Genomic DNA, 22262 nt, shown 5'->3' on the forward strand with positions numbered 1-22262 from the left:
CTTTTTTTAGTCTATACAAAAAAAAGCGGCTGTGGGATAATAAACAAAACGGATACGAGTGAGGACACCCAAATGAGAATATTACACACTGCCGATTGGCATTTAGGCAAAAATATCGAAGGTCATAGCCGGATGGATGAGCAGGCCTGCTTTCTGGCGGACTTTGTTAAAATAGTTAAAGACGAAAAAATAGATCTGCTGATCATTGCCGGGGATGTTTATGACAGCTATAATCCACCGGCCCGAGCCGAGGAATTGTTTTATGAGACCTTAAAGCAATTGTCCGACGGCGGCAAGCGGCTGATTCTGGTGATCGCCGGCAATCACGACAATCCCCAGCGACTTGAAGCACCGGGACCGCTGGCCCGGGATCACGGCATTTTGATGGCCGGGGTGCCCAAAACGATCATCCCAACCGGAGCCTACGGCCAGCATCAGGTGGTGGCAGCGGGTGAAGGCTATATCGAGCTGGAAATTAACGGCGAACGGGCCGTGATTCTGCTGCTGCCCTATCCCAGTGAAAAACGGCTCAATGAGGTTTTATATGATCTGACCACCGCTGAAGACGAAAATCAAAAGTCGTACAGTGATCGGATTCACAGCTATTTTTCGCAACTGGAGTCGCATTTCCGGGACGATACCATCAATCTGGTGACCACCCATCTCTTTGCCATGGGCAGCGAGGAAGCCGGCTCAGAGCGGACCATTCAGCTGGGTGGTAGCTATATTGTCGATGGTCAGTGCTTTCCTGAAAAAGCCCATTATATCGCGTTGGGTCATATTCATAAACCCCAGGTGATTCCCGGTACCAATGGCCGGGGCCGCTATGCCGGGTCGCCGATTCATTTTAACCGCCGGGAAATTGCCTACGGGAAAAAGTGCCTGATGGCAGAAATTATCGTGGCCGATGGCGTGACCGTTAAAAATGAGATCCGCGAAATAGATCTGAAGGTATACAAACCGATCGAGGTCTGGAAATGTGACAATGTCGATGATGCCATTGCCCGATGCGCAGCCAATGCGGATCGATCCTGTTGGGTTTATCTGGAAATTGAGACGGATCACTATATCCGGGAAGATGAAATCAAAAAAATGAAGGCCCATAAGGATGATATTCTGGAGGTGATCCCCCGGCTGACCACCCTGGAAACCGAGGCCAGCTTGGAAGCCTTGACTGAGAAATCCTTTGGGGATGTCTTTAAAGAATTTTACCGCCGGGAACGGGGCACTGAAGCCGATGATGAGGTGCTGGAACTGCTGCTTTCGCTGGTTGTTGAGGAGGACAAACAATGAGACCAATCCGATTAAAAATAAAAGGCATTAACAGCTTTCAGGAAGAACAGCTCATTGATTTTGAGACCCTGACCCAGGCGGGTATTTTTGGCATATTCGGGCCCACTGGCAGCGGTAAATCCACCATTCTCGATGGCATTACTCTGGCGCTTTATGGTAAGCTGTCCCGCAACAGTTCCAATTACATCAATGTCAACGAAGAGAAGGCCAGTGTCGTGTATGAGTTTGTCATCGCCGGTGCGGAGGAAAAAACCTATCAGGTCAGCCGCGAGTTTAAGCGCAATAAGAACGAGGGTATCAATCAGGGAAAATGTCAGTTACTGGAACTACGCCCCGAAGGGTCCTTGGTGCTGGCTGACAAGACCACCGAGGTGACCAATGCCTGTGAGGAAATCATTGGTCTGGGTCTCATCGATTTTACCCGGACCGTGGTGCTGCCCCAGGGCAAATTCAGTGATTTCTTAAAGCTGGAGGGAAAGCCCCGCCGGGATATGCTGGAGCGGCTTTTTAATCTGTCCAAATATGGGGATGACCTTTCCAATCGGCTCAAATCGGAGCGCATCAGTGAGGTTGAAAAACTCAATCAAATCGTCGGCAGCATGAATACCTATGAAGGGGTCACTCCGGAAGCACTGGCAGAAAAGCAGGGCAGCTATAGGCAAAACCATCAGCAGCTTAACGAAAATCGGGAACGATTTGAAAAGCTCAACGGTGAACTGTCAGAAGCCAAGGTGTTAATGAGTTTGCTCACGGAGCAGCAGAATGCCAAAAAAGAGGCTCAAGACCTTGAAACCAGGCAAACCGAAATCACCGCCAAAGAACGGCAGGTGGTGCTGGGGAAAAAAGCCCTGGAAGTGCGACCCTTTCTGGAAGCTTTTGAAACCCTTAAAAAGCAGGTCGAAGCAAGCGGGAGCAGCCTGACCGACAGTGAAGAAAAGTTGGCGCAGCTGCTTGATGAAAAAGAAACTTGTGAAAAAAACTTTAAACAAACTGACGATTATAAAAGCGAAAATCTTTTCAAATTTCAGAGCAAGCTGGAGAAGGTAGCGGATGCCATTCTCTGGAAAGAAGCCCAATTAGTTTTGGAAACGGAAATCCGTGAGCTGAATAAAAAAATGGATGAGGAAAATCATCGCAAGGTCAGTCTGGAAAATGAAAAAGCCCTGCTGACTCAGGCGCTGGAAAAAGAAAAAAAGCAACTTGATGCACAACGCCGGGAGGAAAAGCAGTGTCGGATCGAACCGGATTATCGGGAAAAAATCAGCCGGGGGATGGCCATCACCGAGGAAATTATTCGGCTAAACAAAGAAATTGAAAGCGATGAGATACGGCTGGCGAAAAATCTGACGGAAACAAACAAGCTTCGTGAAAGCGAGCAAAAGCTGGCCGAACAGCAGCAGGTAAAAGAAACGGAACAAGCAAGTGTTGAGCAGGAGCTTAACGCTCATGAAAAGGCCCGGCCGGCGACCTGGGACAGCATCGGGAAGGAAAAAGAGGAAATCACGGGTATTAAAAATATCTTTCTCAAACAAAGGGCCAGTAAAGCGAGTCTTGAAGCGCTGGAAAGTCAGCTTGATACCCTGATTCAAACCATTGAGACTAAAAAGGCAGCGGAAAAGCTTTTAAAGGAAAAAAATGCAGCGGTAGAAATTGAACTGATTCATCTGGAAAATAAAAACATCGGGCTTAAACTCCGGGAACAGCTCCGAACCGGCGAACCCTGCCCGGTTTGCGGCGCAACGGAGCATCCGCTGACGGACTATTCAGACGAATCGGATGACGCCATCCGTGAGGAAGTCATCAGAAAGGCCCACCAGCAACAGGAGCGGGAATTGGCCGAACTGGCGGCAGACATTGCCCAGCTAACCGGCAGCTTTACCGTTCTGGTTGAAAATCAGAAGAATCTCAAAACTGAAATCGCCACGCTTGGTGACCCGATTCCCCCAGGACAGCCGGAGTTGCTGGAGGCCGCCAATACTGAGCTGAGTCAGGCTATGGAAGCCTGGGAAGTGCTGCTGAAAAATCTGGAATCACGGAACCATGAAGCAAAAAACCAGTTATTAAAGCTGGAAGGTGATCTTAAAGAAATAACAGCCGGTAAGCAAGCGCTGCTGTTACAGACCCAGGAGCTGGAAGAACTTATAAAGAATAAGGAAACAGCGTTACGTGAGCTGGTAGCTGAAGGGACGGAATTAAGAATTAAGCTCAAGGTTCCAAAAGCCTTTGATTTTCATACCGCCAATGAAACCATTAAAAAGATGGATCAGCGCCGGGGCGAATTGATGGACAGTCTGGAAAAACTGGAAAATGAATTTACTGCCCATCAACAGCAGCTGAAAATACTGGATGAAAGCATTCATGGTATTAACCGACAGGTTCAGGAGTATCTATTGCTGATTGGCGAAAAGGCCAGGCAGTATAAAGAAAAAAGAGTTGCCATTGAGGAAAAGTTGGGTAAAGATTATGAGTTGAAAGAGTTGGGTGAATTAAAAGATAAGTTTATCGGTAATATCAAATGGATCGAAAATGCCTGGAACACGGCCAGGAAAAAGCTGGATATCGCTCAGGAAGAGTATGGCAAAATTCAGGAAGCAGTGACCATTATGAAAGCCAATCTGCAGACTTTGCAAAGTCAATTTGACACCACCAAAACAACCTTGAAAAAGCAGCTGAATAACCTGGGTTTTAACGATCTGACCACGGCTATAAACGCCTGTATCGACGACCAAACCATCAAAAATTTGGAAATGGAGATTGATAGTTATTACCAGAACCGTACTAAATTAAGTGGTAAGCTGGAAGATCTGAACAAAAAAATTAATAACAGAGAAATGACCACAGCTGCTTATGGCGAGATCGTAACATCACATCAGGTGTTAGAAGAAAGTATTGAGCAGCAGAAGGCCCTGGAAATCCGGCTAAAATCCAGCATCGATGAGCTGGAAAAGCGTCTGGCCGAGTTGGCGAACTATTTGGAGCAAAAGGAACAGCTAGATCATCGACTGGCCCTGATTGCTGATCTGGAAAAACTGTTTTCGGGAAAACGTTTTGTCGAGTTTGTGGCCGTTTCCCGGCTCAAGTACATCTCTATTGAGGCATCCAAACGGCTCACCGATATCAGCAACGGTAATTACGGACTGGAAGCCGATGATGAGGGGAAATTTATTATCCGGGATTACAAAAACGGCGGTGCCGCCCGAGATGCTTCGACATTATCTGGCGGGGAAACCTTTCTGGCCTCATTATCGCTGGCGCTGGCGCTGTCTGCCGAGATACAGTTAAAAGGACGGGCGCCGCTGGAATTTTTCTTTCTCGATGAGGGCTTTGGTTCGCTCCATGAAGATGCCCTGGAGGTGGTGATGAATTCTATTGAAATGCTGCATAATGACCGCCTGAAGGTAGGAATCATCAGCCATGTGGAATCGATCAAGAATCGAATGCCGGTTAAACTGCTGATTACGCCGGGCGAAGCCGGAGTCGGCGGCAGCAAGGTGCGAATTGAGAAATAAGACGGATTAAAAAAGTGGATTAAAATAGTAAAAGGATCAAGATGACAAAGGATTATACAATCAAGTATTCAAAGCGAAAAACGATGGGCCTTTATATTACCAGAAATGCTGAGATTGAGGTACGGGTTCCCAATGGAACGCCCCAAAAAATCGTAGCGGATTTTGTTAACCAGCACCAGCAATGGATTAGTACCCACCACGGGGCGGTGGCTCAACAGGTGGCGGAGCGGGAAAATTTCGAACTGAAATTTGGGGCCGCTCTGCTATTCCTAGGCCATGAATTTCCCCTGGAGCCGGTAGAAAAACCAGCTTTCGGCTTTGATGGCCAGCATTTTTATGCCTATGCCCAGATGTCGGCCGAGGAATTAAGAACCAGTCTGGTGGGTGTCTACCGAACGCTGGCAAAAAAAGTGCTCAGTGATATAGTGGAAGAAATGGCAAAACATATGGGACTAAAGCCCAAGGCCGTCAAAATTAACGCTGCCCGATCCCGATGGGGTTCTTGCTCCAGTGCCGGCAATCTCAATTTTTCCTGGTATCTGGTGATGGCCGAAGAGGCCACCATTCGCTATGTGGTCGTTCACGAGCTGGCCCATCTCATTGAAATGAACCATTCTCCGAACTTCTGGCGAATCGTGGAACAGGTTTTACCCAATTACAAAGCGGAACGGGAAAAACTGAAAAAACTCCAGAAAAAATTAAGCGTTCAGTGCTGGGAATAAGCGAGATAATCTCGCTTATGAGGATGTCGATAAACCTACCGCACCGACCAATTGTTAATCTGTTGTTCGCCGCGGAATCGGACAGGCTCTGCCGTGTCCGCTCCGATGCGTACAACATGATGTAACAATTGTCGGTACTAGGTTATCTTTTTTTACAGTCTGATAAGCGAGACCATCTCGCTTATTTTTTTTACTTAAAAACTTGACAAGTGCGAAAAAAGAGCTTATAGTGTATATACAGTATATACACACTAAGACAAACGAAATGAGGTGGTACGTTGAATATCGTCATCAGCAATTCCAGTGACAAACCGATTTATGAGCAGATTGCCCAGCAGATCAAGAAAATGATTATCAGCGGTGAACTGAGTCCCGGGGAAGCTCTGCCAAGCATGCGTTTTCTGGCCAAGGAGCTGCGAATCAGTGTGATCACCACCAAACGGGCCTACTCGGATCTGGAACGGGATGGCTTTATTGAAACGGTTACCGGCAAGGGTAGTTTTGTGGCCAACCAGAACTTATCCTTTATCCGGGAAGAGCAACTAAGGCTGGCCGAGGAGTTTTTGCAGAAAGCAGTGGATGTTGCCAGAAGCAGTGACATCTCCTGGGCAGAACTCAGTGAACTGTTAGAATTATTGTATAAGGGAGAATAAGATGACTAATGCCATTGAAATTAAAAATTTGAACAAAAATTATCAGGATTTTCAACTCAAAGATGTCAGCTTTAAGGTACCTAAGGGTAGTATCGTCGGATTTATCGGTGAGAATGGGGCCGGCAAAACGACAACCATTAAAGCGATCCTGAATCTGGTCAAACGGGATGGGGGAACCATTGAGATGCTGGGAATGGATACCTTAAAAGATGAGAAAAAAATAAAAGAATCAGTCGGCGTTGTGATGGATGGTTGCAACTTCCACGATAATTTAAAAACGGGTGATATCTCAAAGATGCTGGCCAGTATCTATAAAAACTGGAATCAGAAATTGTATCAGCAGTATCTGAAAAAATTCAAGCTCCCGGAAAATAAGATCATCAAGGAATTTTCCCGGGGGATGAAAATGAAGCTGCAGATTGCGGTGGCGCTATCCCATGAACCAGAGTTGCTGATTTTAGATGAAGCCACCAGCGGACTGGACCCGATTGTCCGGGAGGAAATTCTGGACGTGTTTATGGAGTTTATCCAGGATGAAGAACATTCCATTTTGATATCGTCCCATATTACCAGTGATCTCGATAAAATCGCTGACTATATTGTCTTTATTCATCAGGGTGAAATTCTGCTGGATCAGGAAAAAGAGAACCTGCTGTCTAAAATGGGGGTTTTAAAATGTGGCGAAGAAGATTTTCGTAAGCTTGAGGGCGATGAATATATCCGTTATCGCAAAAATCAGTTCAGTTTTGAGGTGCTGGTGAATGACAAGGTGGCCATTCGGAAAAAATATCCCGAGGCTGTTGTTGATGGGGTAACCATTGAAGAAATTATGTTGTTTTATATAAGGGGGGGAAAATAATGAAGGGATTGATTTTAAAAGATCTGCTTAACTTAAAAAGTACATTCAAAATGCTGGGAGTGATGATTTTCGTTTTTGCGGTTATTTACATACCCCAGGGAAATGGTTTTGTCTTTGGGATGATTATCCTGATGTTTGCGATGATGGTGGTGACCACGATTAGCTATGATGATCTGGCCAAGTGGGACGCTTACGCCTTGACCATGCCAGTAACCCGAAAAGAAATGGTGCTCAGTAAATATCTGGTGATGGCACTCTTAAACACCCTGGGGGTGGTATTGGCCTTAATCGTCGGAGCAGTCGGCAGCGTAATCATGGGACAAAGCTTTTCTACGGAAGTTCTGGTCACTATTGGAGTGCTCTATTTGATTGCTTTTAGTTTTGGTTCATTGATGGTTCCGTTAATTTACCGATTTGGCACCGAAAAAGCCCGGATCATGATGTTCCTCTGTGCCCTGATTCCCACAGGATTGATTCTGTTGTTTACACAGATAAAGATCCCGCTACCAGAAGCGACCAATCCATTGATTTATTTATTTTTGCTGCTTGGCTTTACCGTCATAATGGTGTCCGGTTCCTATCTTATTTCGTTACGGGTTTATAGTAACAAAGAATTTTAGAAAAATTTGCTAAAATATACGAAGTGGTAACAATAAGGGGGCTGAGAAATCAGCCCCCTTATTGTTCGCCCGGTATTATCATGTAAAGGTTCGATAACTAGCCATCAAGACGTTCCTGCAACGATTCTTCGAAGGAACTGATCCCGATGCGATCGAGTACGGCAGAAATCCGTTCGCCGTCTCTACCCAGCTCCAGATAGGTGTCCAGGATTTTTTCAATCAGATTGGGAATTTCTTCGGCGGCATACAAGTCTGTTAATTGATCACCGAAACGGTAACCCCGACCCATTCGACCGCCCAGATAGATGGCAATACCGCGCACCTCTTCGGTGATGGCGCCGGTGGGGCAAACCTGGGCACACTTGCCACAATTGACGCATTTTCGTTCATTCCAAAGGAGCTTTTGATTGAGCATCGTCAGTGATTGCGCCCGGCAGACTTTGGTGCATTTCCCGCAGTTCAGGCAGGCATCCCAGTCAAACTGGATGTAGGATTGTCCCACCAGGCCAATATCATTGGTGTTGGCCTTGGCGCAATTATTGGGGCAGCCCACAAAGGTGATTTTTGTTTTGGCATGAAGATCCCGGCCGTAAAACTGGTCATGGCAGATGCCGCAGAGCTTTTGGGTATCATAAAGGCCATGTTGGCAAACGGTGCCCTTACAGGCCACCAGGGGCCGGACTTTTTTGCCGGTGCCGCCGTAAACCAGTCCGCCGGCGGTGAGGGCAGATTTAACCGCTTCAATATCATCGTAACGGATCCAGGGAATTTCAATGGCTAAACGAGTCGTTTCGCCCAGATAGCCCCGGCCATATTTCTCGGCGATTTCCGCCAGAGTCTGGAATTCTGCTGAGGAAAAATTTCCGGCCCGGCTCAAAACCCGAATAGAAAAATAACCCTCCTGTTGCTGGGCTAAGATCCCCTGGGCTTTCAATGCTGCAATTTCGTTTTGTGTGATCACGCGGTTACCTGCTTTCCTAAAGGTATGAGGAATTCCAAAAAAATAAGTGGCCACAGATGGATACTCACCCATATCATCGCGGACCAGTTACTCTTTTCGAATACCGATGGTTTGTTTTCTCTATTGTATGCTTAGTTTCTAAAAACAATATTAAATTTTACCCGCTCAAAATGTCGAAGTTGTGTTAAAATAAACAGAATCATATAGAATTAGAGGAGTGACGATGCTAAAACTTGAACATATATCAAAAACCTATGGCAATAAAAATGAAAAAGCCGTCGATGACATCAGTTTTGAAGTATATCCTGGTGAAATTTTTGGATTTGTCGGACCCAATGGCGCCGGAAAAACCACCACCATTAAAATGATTGTCAGTTTGCTGGCCCCTAATAGCGGTAAAATTACGATTAATGGGATCGATAATCAGAATGATATCCTGGGTGCAAAAAAACAGTTCAGTTATGTACCAGACAATCCCGAGCTGTTTGAAAAGATAAAGGGGATTGAGTATCTGAAATTCATGGCTGATGTTTATCAGGTCCCCGCGGCCGAAAGACAGGAACGGATCGAGAAATATTTGGATATCTTTGAAATCAAAGATGCCGTCAACGATCCAATCGGATCCTTTTCCCATGGGATGAAGCAGAAACTGGCACTGGTAGGGGCACTGATTCACGATCCCCAGGTTTTTATCCTCGATGAACCAATGGTCGGTCTGGATCCCAAGGCGTCCTTTGAATTGAAAAAGATTATGCGCGATCATTGTGATCGGGGCCGGTCGGTGTTCTTTTCCACCCATGTTCTGGATGTGGCCGAAAAAATCTGCGACCGGATTGCCATTATTAAAAAGGGCAGGATCATCGAAGTGGGAACCATGGCTGAGATTCGGGAAAAAGCCGGGAGTCAGGAATCATTAGAAAATATTTTTCTGGAGTTGACTGAGTAATGAAAGAAGTAGTTAATTTAACCAAATTGTTTATCAACGAGTCATTGGGATTTTCGTTGTTTTTCTATAATCAGAAGTTTAATAAAAAGGAGTTTTATAAACAGTTATTTACCCTGATTATTGTTCCGGTAGCCCTGATCCCCGCCTTTTTTATGTACGTTTCGCTGATGTCCGCCACCTATTTTGGGCTGACGATGATTAACCAGACCTCGGTTTTTTTAAGCATCGGGTATATTATGGCAACGGTGTTGATTATTGTTTTTGGGGTCATGTATATTCTTTCGGAATTTTATTTTTCAGACAATATCGAAGAACTGATCCCGCTGCCGATCAGCCAGAGAAAACTGATTGTGGCAAAATTCTTAAGTATTCTGGTCTTTGAATATATTTTTGCAGCTTTCATTTTTGGACCGATTCTGATTATTTACGGCGTCGGCCAGGGAATGGGACTGCTTTATGTGTTATTAGCTTTTTTGGTCTTTCTGACCATTCCAGTGCTGCCGCTGTCGTTGATGACCGCCCTGATTATGCTGATGATGCAATCAGCGTCTCTCAAAGGCCGGAAAGACATGTTGCAGATCGTTTTCGTCTTTATCGGCCTTGTTGTTATATTTGGAGTGCAGTTCTGGTTCACCGGTCAATTGGGGAATGGCGACGAGGTGGATTTTCAGCAACTGATGAATACGATGCTGACCAATAATGAGGGGATTTTAAACATCATTGGTTATGTCATGCCGAGCAGCTTTTTAATGGCCTGGGCGCTGAATAAAATCACCCTGATGTCCTTTGTCTGGGTGGGTGCATTGATGGGAATTACCTTGTTATCAGGGGCCTTGATGGTAGCAATCGGTGAACGGGTTTACATTAAGAGTATTGTCAGCGGAAAAACGATGAAAAAGGGCAAACAATTAAGCGGAGCGGAGCGAAGCAAAGTGCTTGCAAAAAAAAGCCACGGGGCGATGGCGGTATTTACCATGGATTTACGAATATTGTTACGGACCCCGGTTTACTTTTTTAATAATGTCAGCGTTGTTATTATTGCACCGCTTTGCATTCTCCTCAGCGTTTCATTTATTGAAATCCCTCCGGAAGATCTACAGGGGATGCGGGAATTTTTCAGAGAGATGCCGATTTTGATCAACTATTTACTGATTGCCTTTTTTATTTTTTTCGGCGGCACCTCCGCCACCACGGCCACTACTTTTTCCCGGGAAGGAAAGGCCTCCTGGCTCACTCGGATGATTCCGGTAACGGCCAGAGATCAGATTATGGGACGAACCGGCGTCGCGATGCTGATTCAAAGCTTGGGGATTGTTTTTACCATCATCGCAATTCAGTTCATTTTCCCCTTAAACCTGTCCACCCTGCTGTTAACGGTTGTTCTGGGAATTCTGGGATCACTGCCAATTTTGTTATTTGGATTGTTCATGGACATGAACCGACCGCTGCTTAATTGGGACAACCCCCAAAAGGCCATCAAGAACAATATGAATGTGGTCATCACCCTTTTTGTCGGTATGGCCTATACCGGGCTGTTGATTGGGATCTGTGGTTTGTTGGGATATTTTGTCAACCCTTTACTGGGATATGGCTTGTTTATGCTGATCAGTATTGGTATCAGTGTTGTTTTTTACAAGGTGATCAGCAATCGTCTGGAAACGGAATTTTTGAATTTTGAATAGCGAATTAAAGCCGAAGTTAATGGTTGCGAATCATAATTACTAATAAGAATTCGGATAACCCGTTAATAAAATGAAAAGGAGTTGAAGAAATGGCTCTCGACGACGTTCAAAAGAAAGCGAATCGACTTGTTCATGAAATGAGTCCTTATTTATTACAGCATGCCTATAATCCGGTTAATTGGTATCCCTGGTCGGATGAGGCCTTCAATCTAGCCAAAAGACAGGATAAACCTATTTTTCTTTCGATCGGTTACAGCACCTGTCACTGGTGTCATGTGATGGAAAAAGAATCCTTTGAGAACGAAGAAGTGGCAGAAATTCTGAATAAATATTTTATCAGCATTAAGGTGGACCGGGAAGAACGGCCGGACATTGATCAGATTTATATGACCTTTTCTCAGGTCAGTACTGGTCAGGGCGGCTGGCCGCTCAATGTCTTTTTAACTGCCGACCGCAAACCCTTTTATGTCACTACCTACCTGCCTAAACAATCCCACTACGGACATCCCGGTATCATCGATGTGTTGTTGGGAATTGAAAGTCAGTGGCGAAAAAACAATGAAGACATTGTCCTTTCTGCTAATAAGATGACCGGAATGTTAAATGATCTGGAGCAAAGAAAAGGCGAAACAGAATTAAAGCGAACCATTTTTTTTGAAGCCTACGATTTTTTTGATGAAAGTTTTGATGACCGTTACGGTGGTTTTGGTAAGGCACCCAAATTTCCCACCCCCCATCATCTGTTCTATTTGTTGCGCTGCTATCAGGCCTTTAAACAGCCGGATGCCCTGGTGATGGTGGAAAAAACCCTGCAGCAGATGTACAAGGGTGGACTCTTTGATCATATCGGGTTTGGATTTTCCCGCTACTCTACCGATGAACAATGGCTGGTTCCCCATTTTGAAAAAATGCTCTATGACAATGCTCTGTTGGTCATGGCTTATGCGGAAACCTACCAGGCTACGGGTAATCCGCTATATAAAAAAATAGCCGAAAAAACGATCACCTATGTCAACCGTGATTTGAGATCGCCAGAAGGTGCTTTTTATTGCGCCGAGGATGCCGACTCAGAAGGTGAAGAAGGCAAGTTCTATCTCTGGTCGATGGATAAGGTGGAGAAAATATTGGGAAAAAAGCGGGCCAAGGTCTTTTTTAAATTCTATCCGATGACGGCTAAAGGTAATTTCGAAGGGAAGAACATTCCTAACATGATCGATAGTGACCTTGAGCTGATCGAAGCCAATCCGGAGCTGGAAAAAGCGCTGGATGAGATGACAGCCGATTTGTTTGCCCAGCGGGAGAAGCGGGTTCATCCCCATAAGGATGACAAGATCCTGACCTCATGGAATGGTCTGATGATTGCAGCGCTGGCGATGTCCGGCCGGATATTTAATAAAACCGTTTATATCAAACAGGCCGAAGAGGCGATGAACTTTATTGAAACCAACATGGCCAGGCTAAATGGCCGACTCTATGCCCGATATCGAAACGGTGAGGCGAAAATTCTGGGATATCTGGATGATTACGCCAGTGTCATCTGGGGTTATCTGGAGCTTTATCAGGCCACCTTTAAAACTGACTATCTGGAAAAAGCCATTGTCCGGGCCGTGGATATGATCAACCTTTTTGGCGATGAATTTGGAACCGCCGGCTTTTTTCTATATGGAAATGACGCCGAACAATTGATTGCCCGGCCCAAGGAAGTCTATGATAACGCCAAGCCATCCGGAAACTCACTGGCAGCCTATTGTCTGCTGAAGTTGGGGAAAATAACCGGGGAGCAAAAATATCTCGATATTGTCAATGGTATGTTTGCCTATTTTGCCGGAAACCTGAATCAGGCACCGATGGCCAGCACGATGATGCTCTGTGCAAAAATATTCCATGAACAGCCAACCACTGAGGTGGTCTTTGCTGGATATGAAAAGGATACGACGATCCGTGAAATGAACCGTCGCTTGAACCAGCAGTTTTTACCTTTTTCAGTGGTGCTTTTCAATAAAAGCGAAACCGATTTGAAAAAGATCAATGAGTTTGCCGTTAATCAGCAGATGATTCATGGCGAACCGACGGCCTATATTTGTAAAAATTACCGCTGTGAGCAACCGGTGAATGATCTTGAAAGCTTTCTTAAAATTATTGAAGACTGATTAACACCGGGAAAGATGGGGTAGAAACAGAACAATCACAGGAAAGGCAGGAACCATGATGAAATACCAGAAAAAAGATCAGGACACCTTAATAAAAACGCTGACCCAGGATCAATATGCGGTGACCCAGAAAAATGCCACCGAACCGCCGTTTCAGAATGAATACTATGACGAATTCCGCAAAGGGATTTATGTGGATATCACCACTGGTGAACCGCTTTTTTCATCCAGTGATAAATTTGAATCCGGCTGTGGCTGGCCCAGCTTCGCCAAACCAATCGATCCCGACATTGTCAAAGAACTCAGTGATACTACACTGCGGATGAAGCGGACCGAGGTGCGCAGTGTCACTGGCGATGCCCATCTGGGTCACGTCTTTGAGGATGGCCCGATTACTACTGGGGGTTTGCGATACTGCATCAACAGTGCCTCCCTCCGCTTTATCCCGGCTGACGAGATGGAAGCCCAGGGTTATGGCGCCTATCTGAAATTAATTGATTGAATGATGTAATTTAGGGTATATCGATAGTACAACGTATAGGTAAATGCGAAACCCAACGCAGTTACGCAAACACCTAACAAATTTTAATTTTGTGAGGAGTGATTTTAATGCCAAAGGTATTGCCAAACAACAAGCGATGGCCAAGAGGCGGCAGGATGAACCAGAAAAGACATCTGGATATGACTGCAGAAGAAAAGGCCAATATCGCCACCTGCACCGGAAATAAGGATGAACATCCCTGTAAAAACCCGATTTTTCGCTGTTCGGAATGCGGGAACTACGGTTGCGATCAGGAAGTTCTGGATAAGTGTACCGAACAGGGATTTAAAAATGACAAGTGTTTGCATTGCGGGGCAACGGGCACCCGGATTCCAGTTATGAAAGACGAGATGGCGGAATTTATCGCCCAGTGGGAAAAAGAAGTTCCAGGAATAGAATCCTGATTAATATTGAGGTGAAAGTGAATGAATAGTATTGAATTTGCAATAAAAATGGAACTCGATGGCGAAAAGTATTACCGTGAACAAGCGGAAAACAATCAGGACAATCCTTTGAACATCATATTTGTATTTTTGGCAGATGATGAAAAAGGTCATGCTGCACTTTTGCAAAATGAACTGAAGAAAATATCCTACGACCTGGCCGATAATCAAACATTGGCGGAAACCAACAACGTCTTCAAAGAACGGGGAGATTTTAAAAATAAATTCGAAAAAATCCCCAATCAATTGGATGTCTATCGGATGGCGCTGCAAATGGAAAAAGACAGCATTGAGCTCTATCAGAAATTTTTTACTGAATCAACAGATGAACAAACAAAAAAATTGTTTGGCTACCTGGTCAAGCAGGAAGAAAATCATTTTAAAATCTTTGACAACCTGATCACGCTGGTCGAACGTCCGGAAGAATGGGTGGAAGATGCCGAATTTGGAGTCCGGGAAGAATACTAAAACAAGTCATTTCAGATTAACTACGAGCAAAAGTAAAAAAATAAATGGGCTGGACTATCTTCATTTGAAGAATGGTTTAGCCCTTTGTTATGAAACAAATAGTCAAGACTGAAAAAATTTGCTAAGATAGTGCTTCTATTGAAATTAAAAAGTGAAGGGTAATAAATGGCGGTTTATTTATTTGATCAAATGGAAGAATTTTCAGACGAACTTTTTAAACGTAGTCTGATGCTACTTCCTGACGAACGGCAGAAAAAGGCAACAACCTATTGTCAGAAAATTGACCAGAAACTTTCGGTATTGGGTTACGTTCTGCTGAATTACGGGTTGAAAAATGAGTATGGGATAACTGAAAACATAATTTTCAGTTATTCAGCAAAGGGAAAGCCCTTTTTAACTCACTATCCGCAGATTCATTTTAATATCAGCCATTGTCGAAATGGGGCGATCTGTGCCATCCATACTAGCGCGATAGGGGTGGATATCGAAACCGTGGCAGCCTATGATGCTGAGCTAGCTGAACATGTCTGCAATAAACGTGAATTGAAAGTGATCAATAAAAGTGATAATAAGGCCCTGACCTTTACAAAAATCTGGACAATAAAAGAAAGCCTGATGAAAAAAACAGGCGCAGGTCTGAGTGATGATTTAAAAACAATCAGTACCATTGATACAGAAGCCATTGTGCTGGTGGATCCTGGTGAAGCCTATGTGTTTTCCATCGCCGGAATGTCATTGGCCGAGCTCGGTTTAAGAACGGAAGTTTTCAGGACGTAAAAATTCATGGATAAAATACGTGACAAAACCATGAATTTTTGATATAGTACTATAGAATTAAGAAAATTATAAGAATTAAATAATAAACAGGTGTCGGCTGTAATCAATGTATTATGAGCCGGTGAAAAGGGAAGAGGGGTGAAAATCCCCCGCGGTCCCGCCGCTGTAAGAGAAGAGTTCCTCCAGGAATGCCACCACTTTGTTGGGAAGGCAGGAGGTAATGTTGACGCTTGAGCCAGAAGACCTGCCTGTTTGTATATCTCAAACTCTACGAGAGATAGAGGAGGTTTATTTTTGTGCGCATTTTTGCGGCCTCATTGTTTTGTTTAGAGATAATGAGGTTTTTTTGTGCAAAAATTTAAATGGAGAGTGATGGAGCAAGATGTCAAAAGTACTAATAATAGCCGGGACAACCGATGCCAAAACAGTAATTGAGAGACTATTAGAAAAAAACTATGACGCGGGTTGATGGTATCAGTAATCATGAAATACTGAAAGGTAAAGTCTTCAAATGGAAAATAGTTTAGGTAAATCGATCAACTTTATTAGAACCAGTGAAAAAGCCGAACATCAAGTGACACATCACCATAAAATCGGGCATAAACATGGGGAAGGATCAGCGATAGATTTCTATGCCTATGCTTCGAAAATCAGACATTGGAACCCGAATTTTAAAGTGGCTTTTTCAGTTACTACCCTGCTGCTATGCATTGGGCTTAACAATCCCTTTGTGTCCATCACCGTGATTCTCGGGATGGCTTTCCTGACCGTCGTAAAAGGTGGGCTGCCGCTATCGGCATATTTATCAGTGCTGATGATTCCGATAACCTTTATCCTGCTGGGAACCATTGCTATTGGTATTGATTTTTCAAACCAGCCGGTGGGCCAGTTTAATCTCTATCTCGGTTTTGGCTATGTTTTTACATCGGTTGATAAACTCCAGGAAATGGCAGTGCTGATGCTGAAAGTTTTTGGCGCCATCAGTGCGATGATCATGATGACCTTGTCGACACCGTCGGCCGAAATTATTGGAGTACTCCGAAAAGCCCATGTGCCTAAACTGATTATTGAATTGATGAATCTGATCTATCGGTATATTTTTATTCTGTTGGATGTTTTTAATAACATGCGGAATTCAGCTGATTCCCGGCAAGGATATTGTGATTTTAAAACATCCTGCACTACCTTTGGTAGTGTTGCCAGCAATATGCTGGTGGCTTCACTAAAAAAGGCTAACGCCTATTATACCGCCATGGAAGCCAGGGGTTATGAAGGTGATCTGGTTTTTCTGGAAGATGAAAAACCGTTTCAAATTAGCTATCTGTTTATCGCAGCAGGGTTTCTATTTTTTCTGTTGCTGCTATGGTATGTTACGAAATAATTATTTACTTTGAAAGGTCCACTATATGAGAGAACCAATACTTAAGGTCAATAATCTGCATTACAGTTATGGAACCGGGAACCCGGCACTAAAAGGTGTTAGTGTCGATATCTATCAGGGTGAAAAGATTGCCGTGATCGGTTCCAATGGCTCCGGTAAATCGACTTTTTTTCTCAATGCCAATGGGGTGCTGACTGCTGATCATGGCGAAATCAGCTATCAGGGTGCCGTCATTAATAAAAAGAATATCAAGGAATTGCGAAAGAATATCGGGATTGTCTTTCAGGATGCTGACAATCAGATCATTGCTTCCACGGTCATGGCCGAGGTTGGTTTTGGCCCGATGAACTTAAAACTGCCCCGGGAGGAAGTCGTTAAGCGGGTTGATGAGGCCTTGACGACGATGAACATCCTCGATTTTAAGGATCGACCGCCCCATTATTTAAGTGGTGGTGAAAAAAAGCGGGTGACGATTGCCGACATCATTGCCATGAAATCCGAGGTGATCATTTTTGACGAACCAACCGCGGCTCTGGATCCCCTCAATGCCCAGATGTTAGAAGAGGTGTTGGTAAAACTGGGGGAAGAAGGTAAAACCATGCTGATCTCCACCCATGATGTCGATTTTGCCTACCGCTGGGCCGAGCGGGCGATTGTCTTTGATCAGGGGAGAATCATTGCCGATGGCACACCGCTGGAAATTTTTAAAAATTCGACCATTCTGGAACAAGCGAATCTTAAACGGCCAGCCATGCTGGATGTTTATGAAATGCTAATTGGCAATAAGCTGATTAAGGATACCAATAATTATCCCACCACTCCCGAGGAACTGAAAGTTTTACTGGAAAAACAGTTTAATCATGGCTGAACCATTCTGGCAGATGATTTTTAAACAGGGAAAATAAATGAGTTAATGATAAGGATTAAGATGGCTTTGCGGGATTTGAAAAGAGCGCTCAAGAATTTTTGCAAGCCCTTAATATATAGATAATGATAAGAGGAGGAACTATGAACACAAGTTTAAACACCAGAGAAAAAAGATTTATTGCGGTTGCAGCAGCTATCGCATTGGTATTCGGGTTTACCCCGGTAGCCAGTGCCATGCACATTATGGAAGGCTATCTGCCGGTGGGCTTCAGTGTAGCCTGGGGCGTAATCTGCATCCCATTTTTAATTGCCGGCTACATGTCGATTAAAAAGACCCTCAAGGAAAATCCCAAAACTATTACCTTACTGGCCATGGCGGGAGCCTATGTTTTCGTGCTATCATCGTTAAAAATACCATCCGTTACCGGCAGCTGTTCGCATATGACCGGAACCGGGCTGGGAGCGATTCTCTTTGGACCGGCAGCAGTCAGCATTTTAGGGGTGATTGTCCTATTATTTCAGGCTATTCTACTGGCTCATGGCGGCTTGACCACCCTGGGCGCCAATACCTTTTCGATGGCCATTGCGGGCCCGTTTGTAACCTATGGAATTTTCATTCTTTGTAAAAAAATAAAAATTAACCGTCATGTCGGTGTTTTTATGGCGGCGGCCATTGGGGATTTGTTTACCTACTGTATCACCGCTTTCCAGCTGGCTTTAGCCTATCCCTCAGAAAGCGGCGGCGTTGGAGCTTCCGTGATTAAGTTTTTAGCAGTGTTTGCGCCGACCCAATTGCCACTGGCCATTATTGAAGGGATTCTGACCGTTGTCATCATCATCGGGCTGGAAACCTATGCGCAGCCAGAACTTAATGATCTGGGATTTCTTACCGGAGGTGTAAAATAATGACAGCAACAAAAAAAACAGTGATTGGTTTATTGATATTGGTGGCCCTGATTGCCATCGTGCCCCTGTTCATCCTTCAGGATGCTGAATTTGGTGGTTCTGATGATGCCGGCAGTGTGGCGATTTCGGAAATAACCGGAACGGAGTATGAACCATGGTTTACCCCAATTTTTGAAACGGCCATTAATGGTGAAATCCCCGGTGAAGTTGAAAGTATGTTTTTCTGTCTTCAAACTGGTATCGGGGTCGGGATTATTGCCTTTGTAATGGGACGATTTGTGGAACGGAAAAAGCAGGAAGAAGGCAAGACGGCCAAGAAAAAAACAAGTAGTTTGCCAATTAAGAAGTTGATCGTTTAACAGAAGCGAATAAATTGAATAAATTTCAAATAGGTGTCGGTTGCAATCCATTGTATTGCAGTTCGATTAAAAGGGAAGAGGGGTGAAAATCCCCCGCGGTCCCGCCGCTGTAAGAGAAGAGTTCCTCCAGGAATGCCACTGTAGTAATATGGGAAGGTAGGAGGTAATGTTGACGCTTGAGTCAGAAGACCTACCTGTTTATGCAAAAATCTGCGAGAGACAGAAGAAGGTTTTATTTGTGTGTACCTATCAAAAAGCTCGTTATTTTCATAATGAAAATAACGAGCTTTTTAAATGATATCTAAGAAATCAATGATCCAGTCTATACGCTGGGCCTAATCAAGCAAGTTATTATTTTTTAAATGACGATGAAATAATCACGGCAAAAAGTAAGGTGAATTGTGAAAAAAAGATTCGTTATAAGCTTAGGTTTGAATTTTAAATTAACGAGTTAGTACTTGACATATGTCCATAACCTATTATATAATCCAAAACATATTTAAACATAATAAAACAATACAAAAAGAAAGAAAAGGGAAGAGTGATGATGAAGTTGAAAAAATGGCTAATGGTATTATTAGTAATGGGTACAATTGTCGGTTTGGTATCAGGTTGCAGCAGTAAAGCAGAAGGATCTCAAGAAAAAGCCGATGAGGGTCAAAGTCTCGCTGGTCAAACCTTGTTCATTTATTGCGGAGCTGGTATGACCAAACCCTTCGGTGAGATTGCCGATCAGTTTAAAGCAGAAACCGGCTGTGACATCCAGGTGGTCTATACCAACGCCGCTCAAATCCAGAATCAGATTCAGACTACCGGCGAAGGGGATCTCTTTATTGCCGGTTCGGCTGATGAACTCAAGCCGGTTCAGGATAAGGTGAGCGAAAGCACCGATCTGGTTAAGCATATTCCAGTACTGGCGGTAAAAAGCGGCAATCCGCTCGGTATCACCGGCTTAAATGACCTAACCGGGACTGGGGTTGAAGTCGTGTTGGGGGATGGTGAAGCGACACCGATTGGTAAGATTGCCAATAAAGCCTTAACCGATCTGGGCATTCTAAACAATGTGAACGTCATCGCCCGGGCGGCAACCGCCCCGGAAATTGCCAATGCCTTGTCAGTTGACGAATGTAATGCAATTATTATCTGGAAAGAAAATGTGCCTGCCAATGCCGAAATTGTCAATACACCAGACCTCAACGCCTATGTAAAAACCGTCCCGGCAGCCAAATTAAGCAGTAGTAGCAATACAGAAGCACTTGCGGCGTTTATAACCTATCTGGGTTCGGATCCAGTCAAGACGATTTGGGAAAAAAACGGATACGAAGTTCTCAACTAAACTGTTGCGATGAGAGAAAGGTTTTCTGCGTTTGATTTTTTTGAAATCTTAACCATCATGATTACCATTATTGTTATTATCTTTACGGCGGCATTGATATTGGCAATCGTCTTTAAAGGGGTACCTTCTTTAGGGGAGGCGTTTTATTCGGAAGAAGTACGGTTTTCCATCAGGCTGAGCTTATATACGGCCAGTATTGCGACTTGCATCTGTATGTTGCTCGCCATACCGACTGCTTATGCACTGACCCGGACCGTGTTTCCATTTAAAAAAATATGTCAAATGATAATTGAATTGCCGCTATCGATGCCCTATTTAGTTTTGGGTCTCAGTCTATTGATTATTTTTTCCTCGGATTTTGGAAAAGCCTTAAAAGCACTGGGGTTTAAAGTCGTGTTTGATAAAAATGGGATTATTATTGCCCAGACAGTTGTCAATTTGCCGTTTGCTATTCGCTTCATTCGCACAGCATTTGAAGAAGTTGATGAGCGGCTGGAATTTATCTCCGGTAGTCTGGGAGCGACAAAGTGGGAGCGCTTTATCACCATTACCCTGCCCCTCTCCCGGAACGCCATTATTTCAACGATTATTCTGACATGGTCGAGAGCCTTAGGCGAGTTTGGTGCGACCCTGATGCTGGTGGGGGCGACGCGGATGAAAACAGAAACATTGACGACGTCGATCTATTTAAATCTGGCGACTGGTGATACTGGAGCCTCGATGGCTTCGGCGACGGTGATTCTGATCATTTCACTGCTGTCATTGTTTTTAACTAACTGGATCGGCAAAAAAAATAAGCAAAAAAGCCGGATGAAGGATGTGAATAGATGGTAAATGCAATGGTTGAAATCAACAATTATTCGATACAATTGGGAAAGTTTAAGTTGAATCAGATCAACTTAAACATCAGTGCGAAAGAGATCTTTGCGGTTTTAGGCAGAACCGGATCGGGTAAGACCGTTTTGCTTGAATCGGTTGCGGGATTTTACCGAAAATTTTCCGGTAAAGTAATGATTCAGGGGACCCCCATTATCGATGTACCGCTGGAAAAGCGAAATATTGGGTTTGTTTATCAGGACTTTGGTTTGTTTCCCCATATGACCGTTTTTGATAATATTTCCTATGGCTTAAAAATCCGCAAAACAGACAAAGTGGTTCAAAAAGAAATGGTCGATAAAATGGCGGAAATATTATCCATCGGCCATATTCTTAAGCAGTATCCCGGAACCTTAAGCGGCGGAGAACGACAGCGAACGGCACTGGCCCGGGCGCTGATATTAAACCCACAGCTGCTTTTAATGGATGAACCCTTTTCATCCCTGGATCCGGCAACCAAAGAAAACATGTATGATCAGATTAACAAAATACATGAAATTTTCGGATGCACGATTCTATTTGTGACCCATGATTTTAATGAAGCTCAGCGTATGGCTGATCGAATTGGCATTATGGTAAATGGTGAACTAAAAGCAATTAGAAAAAGTGCCGACTTATTCGAGCGGTGTCAAGATGAAGAAATTAATCAGTTTCTGGGCAGGAATTATGAAGGGAGTGTTCAATAATGAAAGAGCAGGTATTTGAGGTAGAGGGGATTATGTGTCCCAAATGTGTCAATAAAATTACGGAAGTACTATTAAAACAAGATGGGATCAATCAGGTTGGTGTTAGTGATGATTATCAGTCAGTGGCAATTGTATTTGACGAGCGGATTATCATCGCCGATAATATCAAAGATAGCATCGAAAAAATTGAAGGTAAAGCATTCAAAATAAACATTTAAAGTGGAGGA

General features: G+C 44.1%; 22 protein-coding genes and 2 riboswitches. Of the genes, 21 read left to right on the top strand and 1 reads right to left on the bottom strand.

Annotated elements, in window-relative coordinates:
- The first annotated feature begins 72 nt into the window (after positions 1-72).
- From ABGU93_RS13275 to ABGU93_RS13300, 6 genes are all read left to right on the top strand, one after another.
- Complete coding sequence (locus ABGU93_RS13275; RefSeq protein WP_347413923.1) at positions 73-1293, top strand: exonuclease SbcCD subunit D; 1221 nt, start codon at positions 73-75, stop codon at positions 1291-1293.
- Positions 1290-4802 (top strand): SMC family ATPase, encoded by a 3513-nt coding sequence (locus ABGU93_RS13280; protein WP_347413924.1) that lies wholly within the window; start codon positions 1290-1292, stop codon positions 4800-4802. The genes ABGU93_RS13275 and ABGU93_RS13280 overlap by 4 nt, the downstream gene beginning before the upstream one ends.
- 41 nt (positions 4803-4843) lie before the next feature.
- The gene (locus tag ABGU93_RS13285) at positions 4844-5524 is read left to right on the top strand and encodes a SprT family zinc-dependent metalloprotease (RefSeq protein WP_026396200.1); all 681 of its coding nucleotides are present in this window, start codon (positions 4844-4846) and stop codon (positions 5522-5524) included.
- Between the two features lie 278 nt (positions 5525-5802).
- The gene (locus ABGU93_RS13290) at positions 5803-6177 is read left to right on the top strand and encodes a GntR family transcriptional regulator (protein WP_347413925.1); all 375 of its coding nucleotides are present in this window, start codon (positions 5803-5805) and stop codon (positions 6175-6177) included.
- 1 nt (position 6178) lies between these two features.
- Positions 6179-7036 carry an ABC transporter ATP-binding protein gene (locus ABGU93_RS13295; protein WP_347413926.1) on the top strand — a complete coding sequence of 286 codons (858 nt, stop codon included), beginning with the start codon at positions 6179-6181 and terminating at the stop codon, positions 7034-7036.
- Complete coding sequence (locus ABGU93_RS13300; protein ID WP_347413927.1) at positions 7036-7656, top strand: ABC-2 transporter permease; 621 nt, start codon at positions 7036-7038, stop codon at positions 7654-7656. The genes ABGU93_RS13295 and ABGU93_RS13300 overlap by 1 nt, the downstream gene beginning before the upstream one ends.
- 97 nt (positions 7657-7753) lie before the next feature.
- Here ABGU93_RS13300 and ABGU93_RS13305 read toward each other — a convergent pair whose 3' ends face one another.
- On the bottom strand, positions 7754-8617 hold the full coding sequence (locus ABGU93_RS13305; RefSeq protein ID WP_347413928.1) for a 4Fe-4S binding protein: 864 nt from the start codon (positions 8615-8617) through the stop codon (positions 7754-7756).
- 223 nt (positions 8618-8840) lie between these two features.
- Between ABGU93_RS13305 and ABGU93_RS13310 the strand changes: the two genes are divergently transcribed.
- The 15 genes from ABGU93_RS13310 (at position 8841) to ABGU93_RS13380 (ending at position 22253) form a co-directional block, all read left to right on the top strand.
- Positions 8841-9563, top strand: coding sequence for an ABC transporter ATP-binding protein (locus ABGU93_RS13310; protein ID WP_347413929.1), 723 nt, complete (start codon positions 8841-8843; stop codon positions 9561-9563).
- The gene (locus tag ABGU93_RS13315; RefSeq protein WP_347413930.1) at positions 9563-11245 is read left to right on the top strand and encodes a hypothetical protein; all 1683 of its coding nucleotides are present in this window, start codon (positions 9563-9565) and stop codon (positions 11243-11245) included. Before ABGU93_RS13310 ends, ABGU93_RS13315 begins: the two co-directional genes overlap by 1 nt.
- Positions 11246-11334: 89 nt before the next feature.
- On the top strand, positions 11335-13395 hold the full coding sequence (locus ABGU93_RS13320; protein WP_347413931.1) for a thioredoxin domain-containing protein: 2061 nt from the start codon (positions 11335-11337) through the stop codon (positions 13393-13395).
- A gap of 58 nt (positions 13396-13453) precedes the next feature.
- A complete protein-coding gene (gene msrB, locus ABGU93_RS13325) occupies positions 13454-13897 on the top strand; it encodes a peptide-methionine (R)-S-oxide reductase MsrB (RefSeq protein ID WP_347413932.1) in 444 nt (147 codons plus the stop codon).
- A 155-nt stretch (positions 13898-14052) separates the two neighbouring features.
- Positions 14053-14340, top strand: a complete 288-nt coding sequence (locus tag ABGU93_RS13330) for a hypothetical protein (protein ID WP_347413933.1) — start codon at positions 14053-14055, stop codon at positions 14338-14340.
- Between the two features lie 21 nt (positions 14341-14361).
- Complete coding sequence (locus ABGU93_RS13335; RefSeq protein ID WP_347413934.1) at positions 14362-14847, top strand: ferritin family protein; 486 nt, start codon at positions 14362-14364, stop codon at positions 14845-14847.
- A 165-nt stretch (positions 14848-15012) separates the two neighbouring features.
- The gene (locus ABGU93_RS13340) at positions 15013-15624 is read left to right on the top strand and encodes a 4'-phosphopantetheinyl transferase superfamily protein (protein ID WP_347413935.1); all 612 of its coding nucleotides are present in this window, start codon (positions 15013-15015) and stop codon (positions 15622-15624) included.
- A 71-nt stretch (positions 15625-15695) separates the two neighbouring features.
- A riboswitch (cobalamin riboswitch) is annotated at positions 15696-15891 on the top strand.
- Between the two features lie 244 nt (positions 15892-16135).
- Positions 16136-17005, top strand: a complete 870-nt coding sequence (gene cbiQ / locus ABGU93_RS13345; protein WP_347413936.1) for a cobalt ECF transporter T component CbiQ — start codon at positions 16136-16138, stop codon at positions 17003-17005.
- 25 nt (positions 17006-17030) lie between these two features.
- Positions 17031-17873, top strand: coding sequence for an ATP-binding cassette domain-containing protein (locus ABGU93_RS13350; RefSeq protein WP_347413937.1), 843 nt, complete (start codon positions 17031-17033; stop codon positions 17871-17873).
- Between the two features lie 140 nt (positions 17874-18013).
- Positions 18014-18778: an energy-coupling factor ABC transporter permease gene (locus tag ABGU93_RS13355; RefSeq protein ID WP_347413938.1), complete on the top strand. Its 765-nt coding sequence runs from the start codon at positions 18014-18016 to the stop codon at positions 18776-18778.
- Entirely contained in the window at positions 18778-19137 is a 360-nt protein-coding gene (locus ABGU93_RS13360) for a cobalt transport protein CbiN (protein WP_347413939.1), read from the top strand. Before ABGU93_RS13355 ends, ABGU93_RS13360 begins: the two co-directional genes overlap by 1 nt.
- Before the next feature lie 14 nt (positions 19138-19151).
- Positions 19152-19350, top strand: a riboswitch (cobalamin riboswitch).
- 334 nt (positions 19351-19684) lie between these two features.
- Positions 19685-20473, top strand: a complete 789-nt coding sequence (locus ABGU93_RS13365; protein ID WP_347413940.1) for a substrate-binding domain-containing protein — start codon at positions 19685-19687, stop codon at positions 20471-20473.
- Between the two features lie 9 nt (positions 20474-20482).
- Positions 20483-21307 (top strand): ABC transporter permease, encoded by an 825-nt coding sequence (locus tag ABGU93_RS13370; RefSeq protein ID WP_347413941.1) that lies wholly within the window; start codon positions 20483-20485, stop codon positions 21305-21307.
- Positions 21301-22035 (top strand): ATP-binding cassette domain-containing protein, encoded by a 735-nt coding sequence (locus tag ABGU93_RS13375; RefSeq protein WP_347413942.1) that lies wholly within the window; start codon positions 21301-21303, stop codon positions 22033-22035. The genes ABGU93_RS13370 and ABGU93_RS13375 overlap by 7 nt, the downstream gene beginning before the upstream one ends.
- Positions 22035-22253: a heavy-metal-associated domain-containing protein gene (locus ABGU93_RS13380; protein WP_347413943.1), complete on the top strand. Its 219-nt coding sequence runs from the start codon at positions 22035-22037 to the stop codon at positions 22251-22253. Before ABGU93_RS13375 ends, ABGU93_RS13380 begins: the two co-directional genes overlap by 1 nt.
- Positions 22254-22262 lie beyond the last annotated feature (9 nt).

Source organism: Acetobacterium sp. (assembly GCF_039830195.1).
GTDB lineage: Bacteria > Bacillota > Clostridia > Eubacteriales > Eubacteriaceae > Acetobacterium.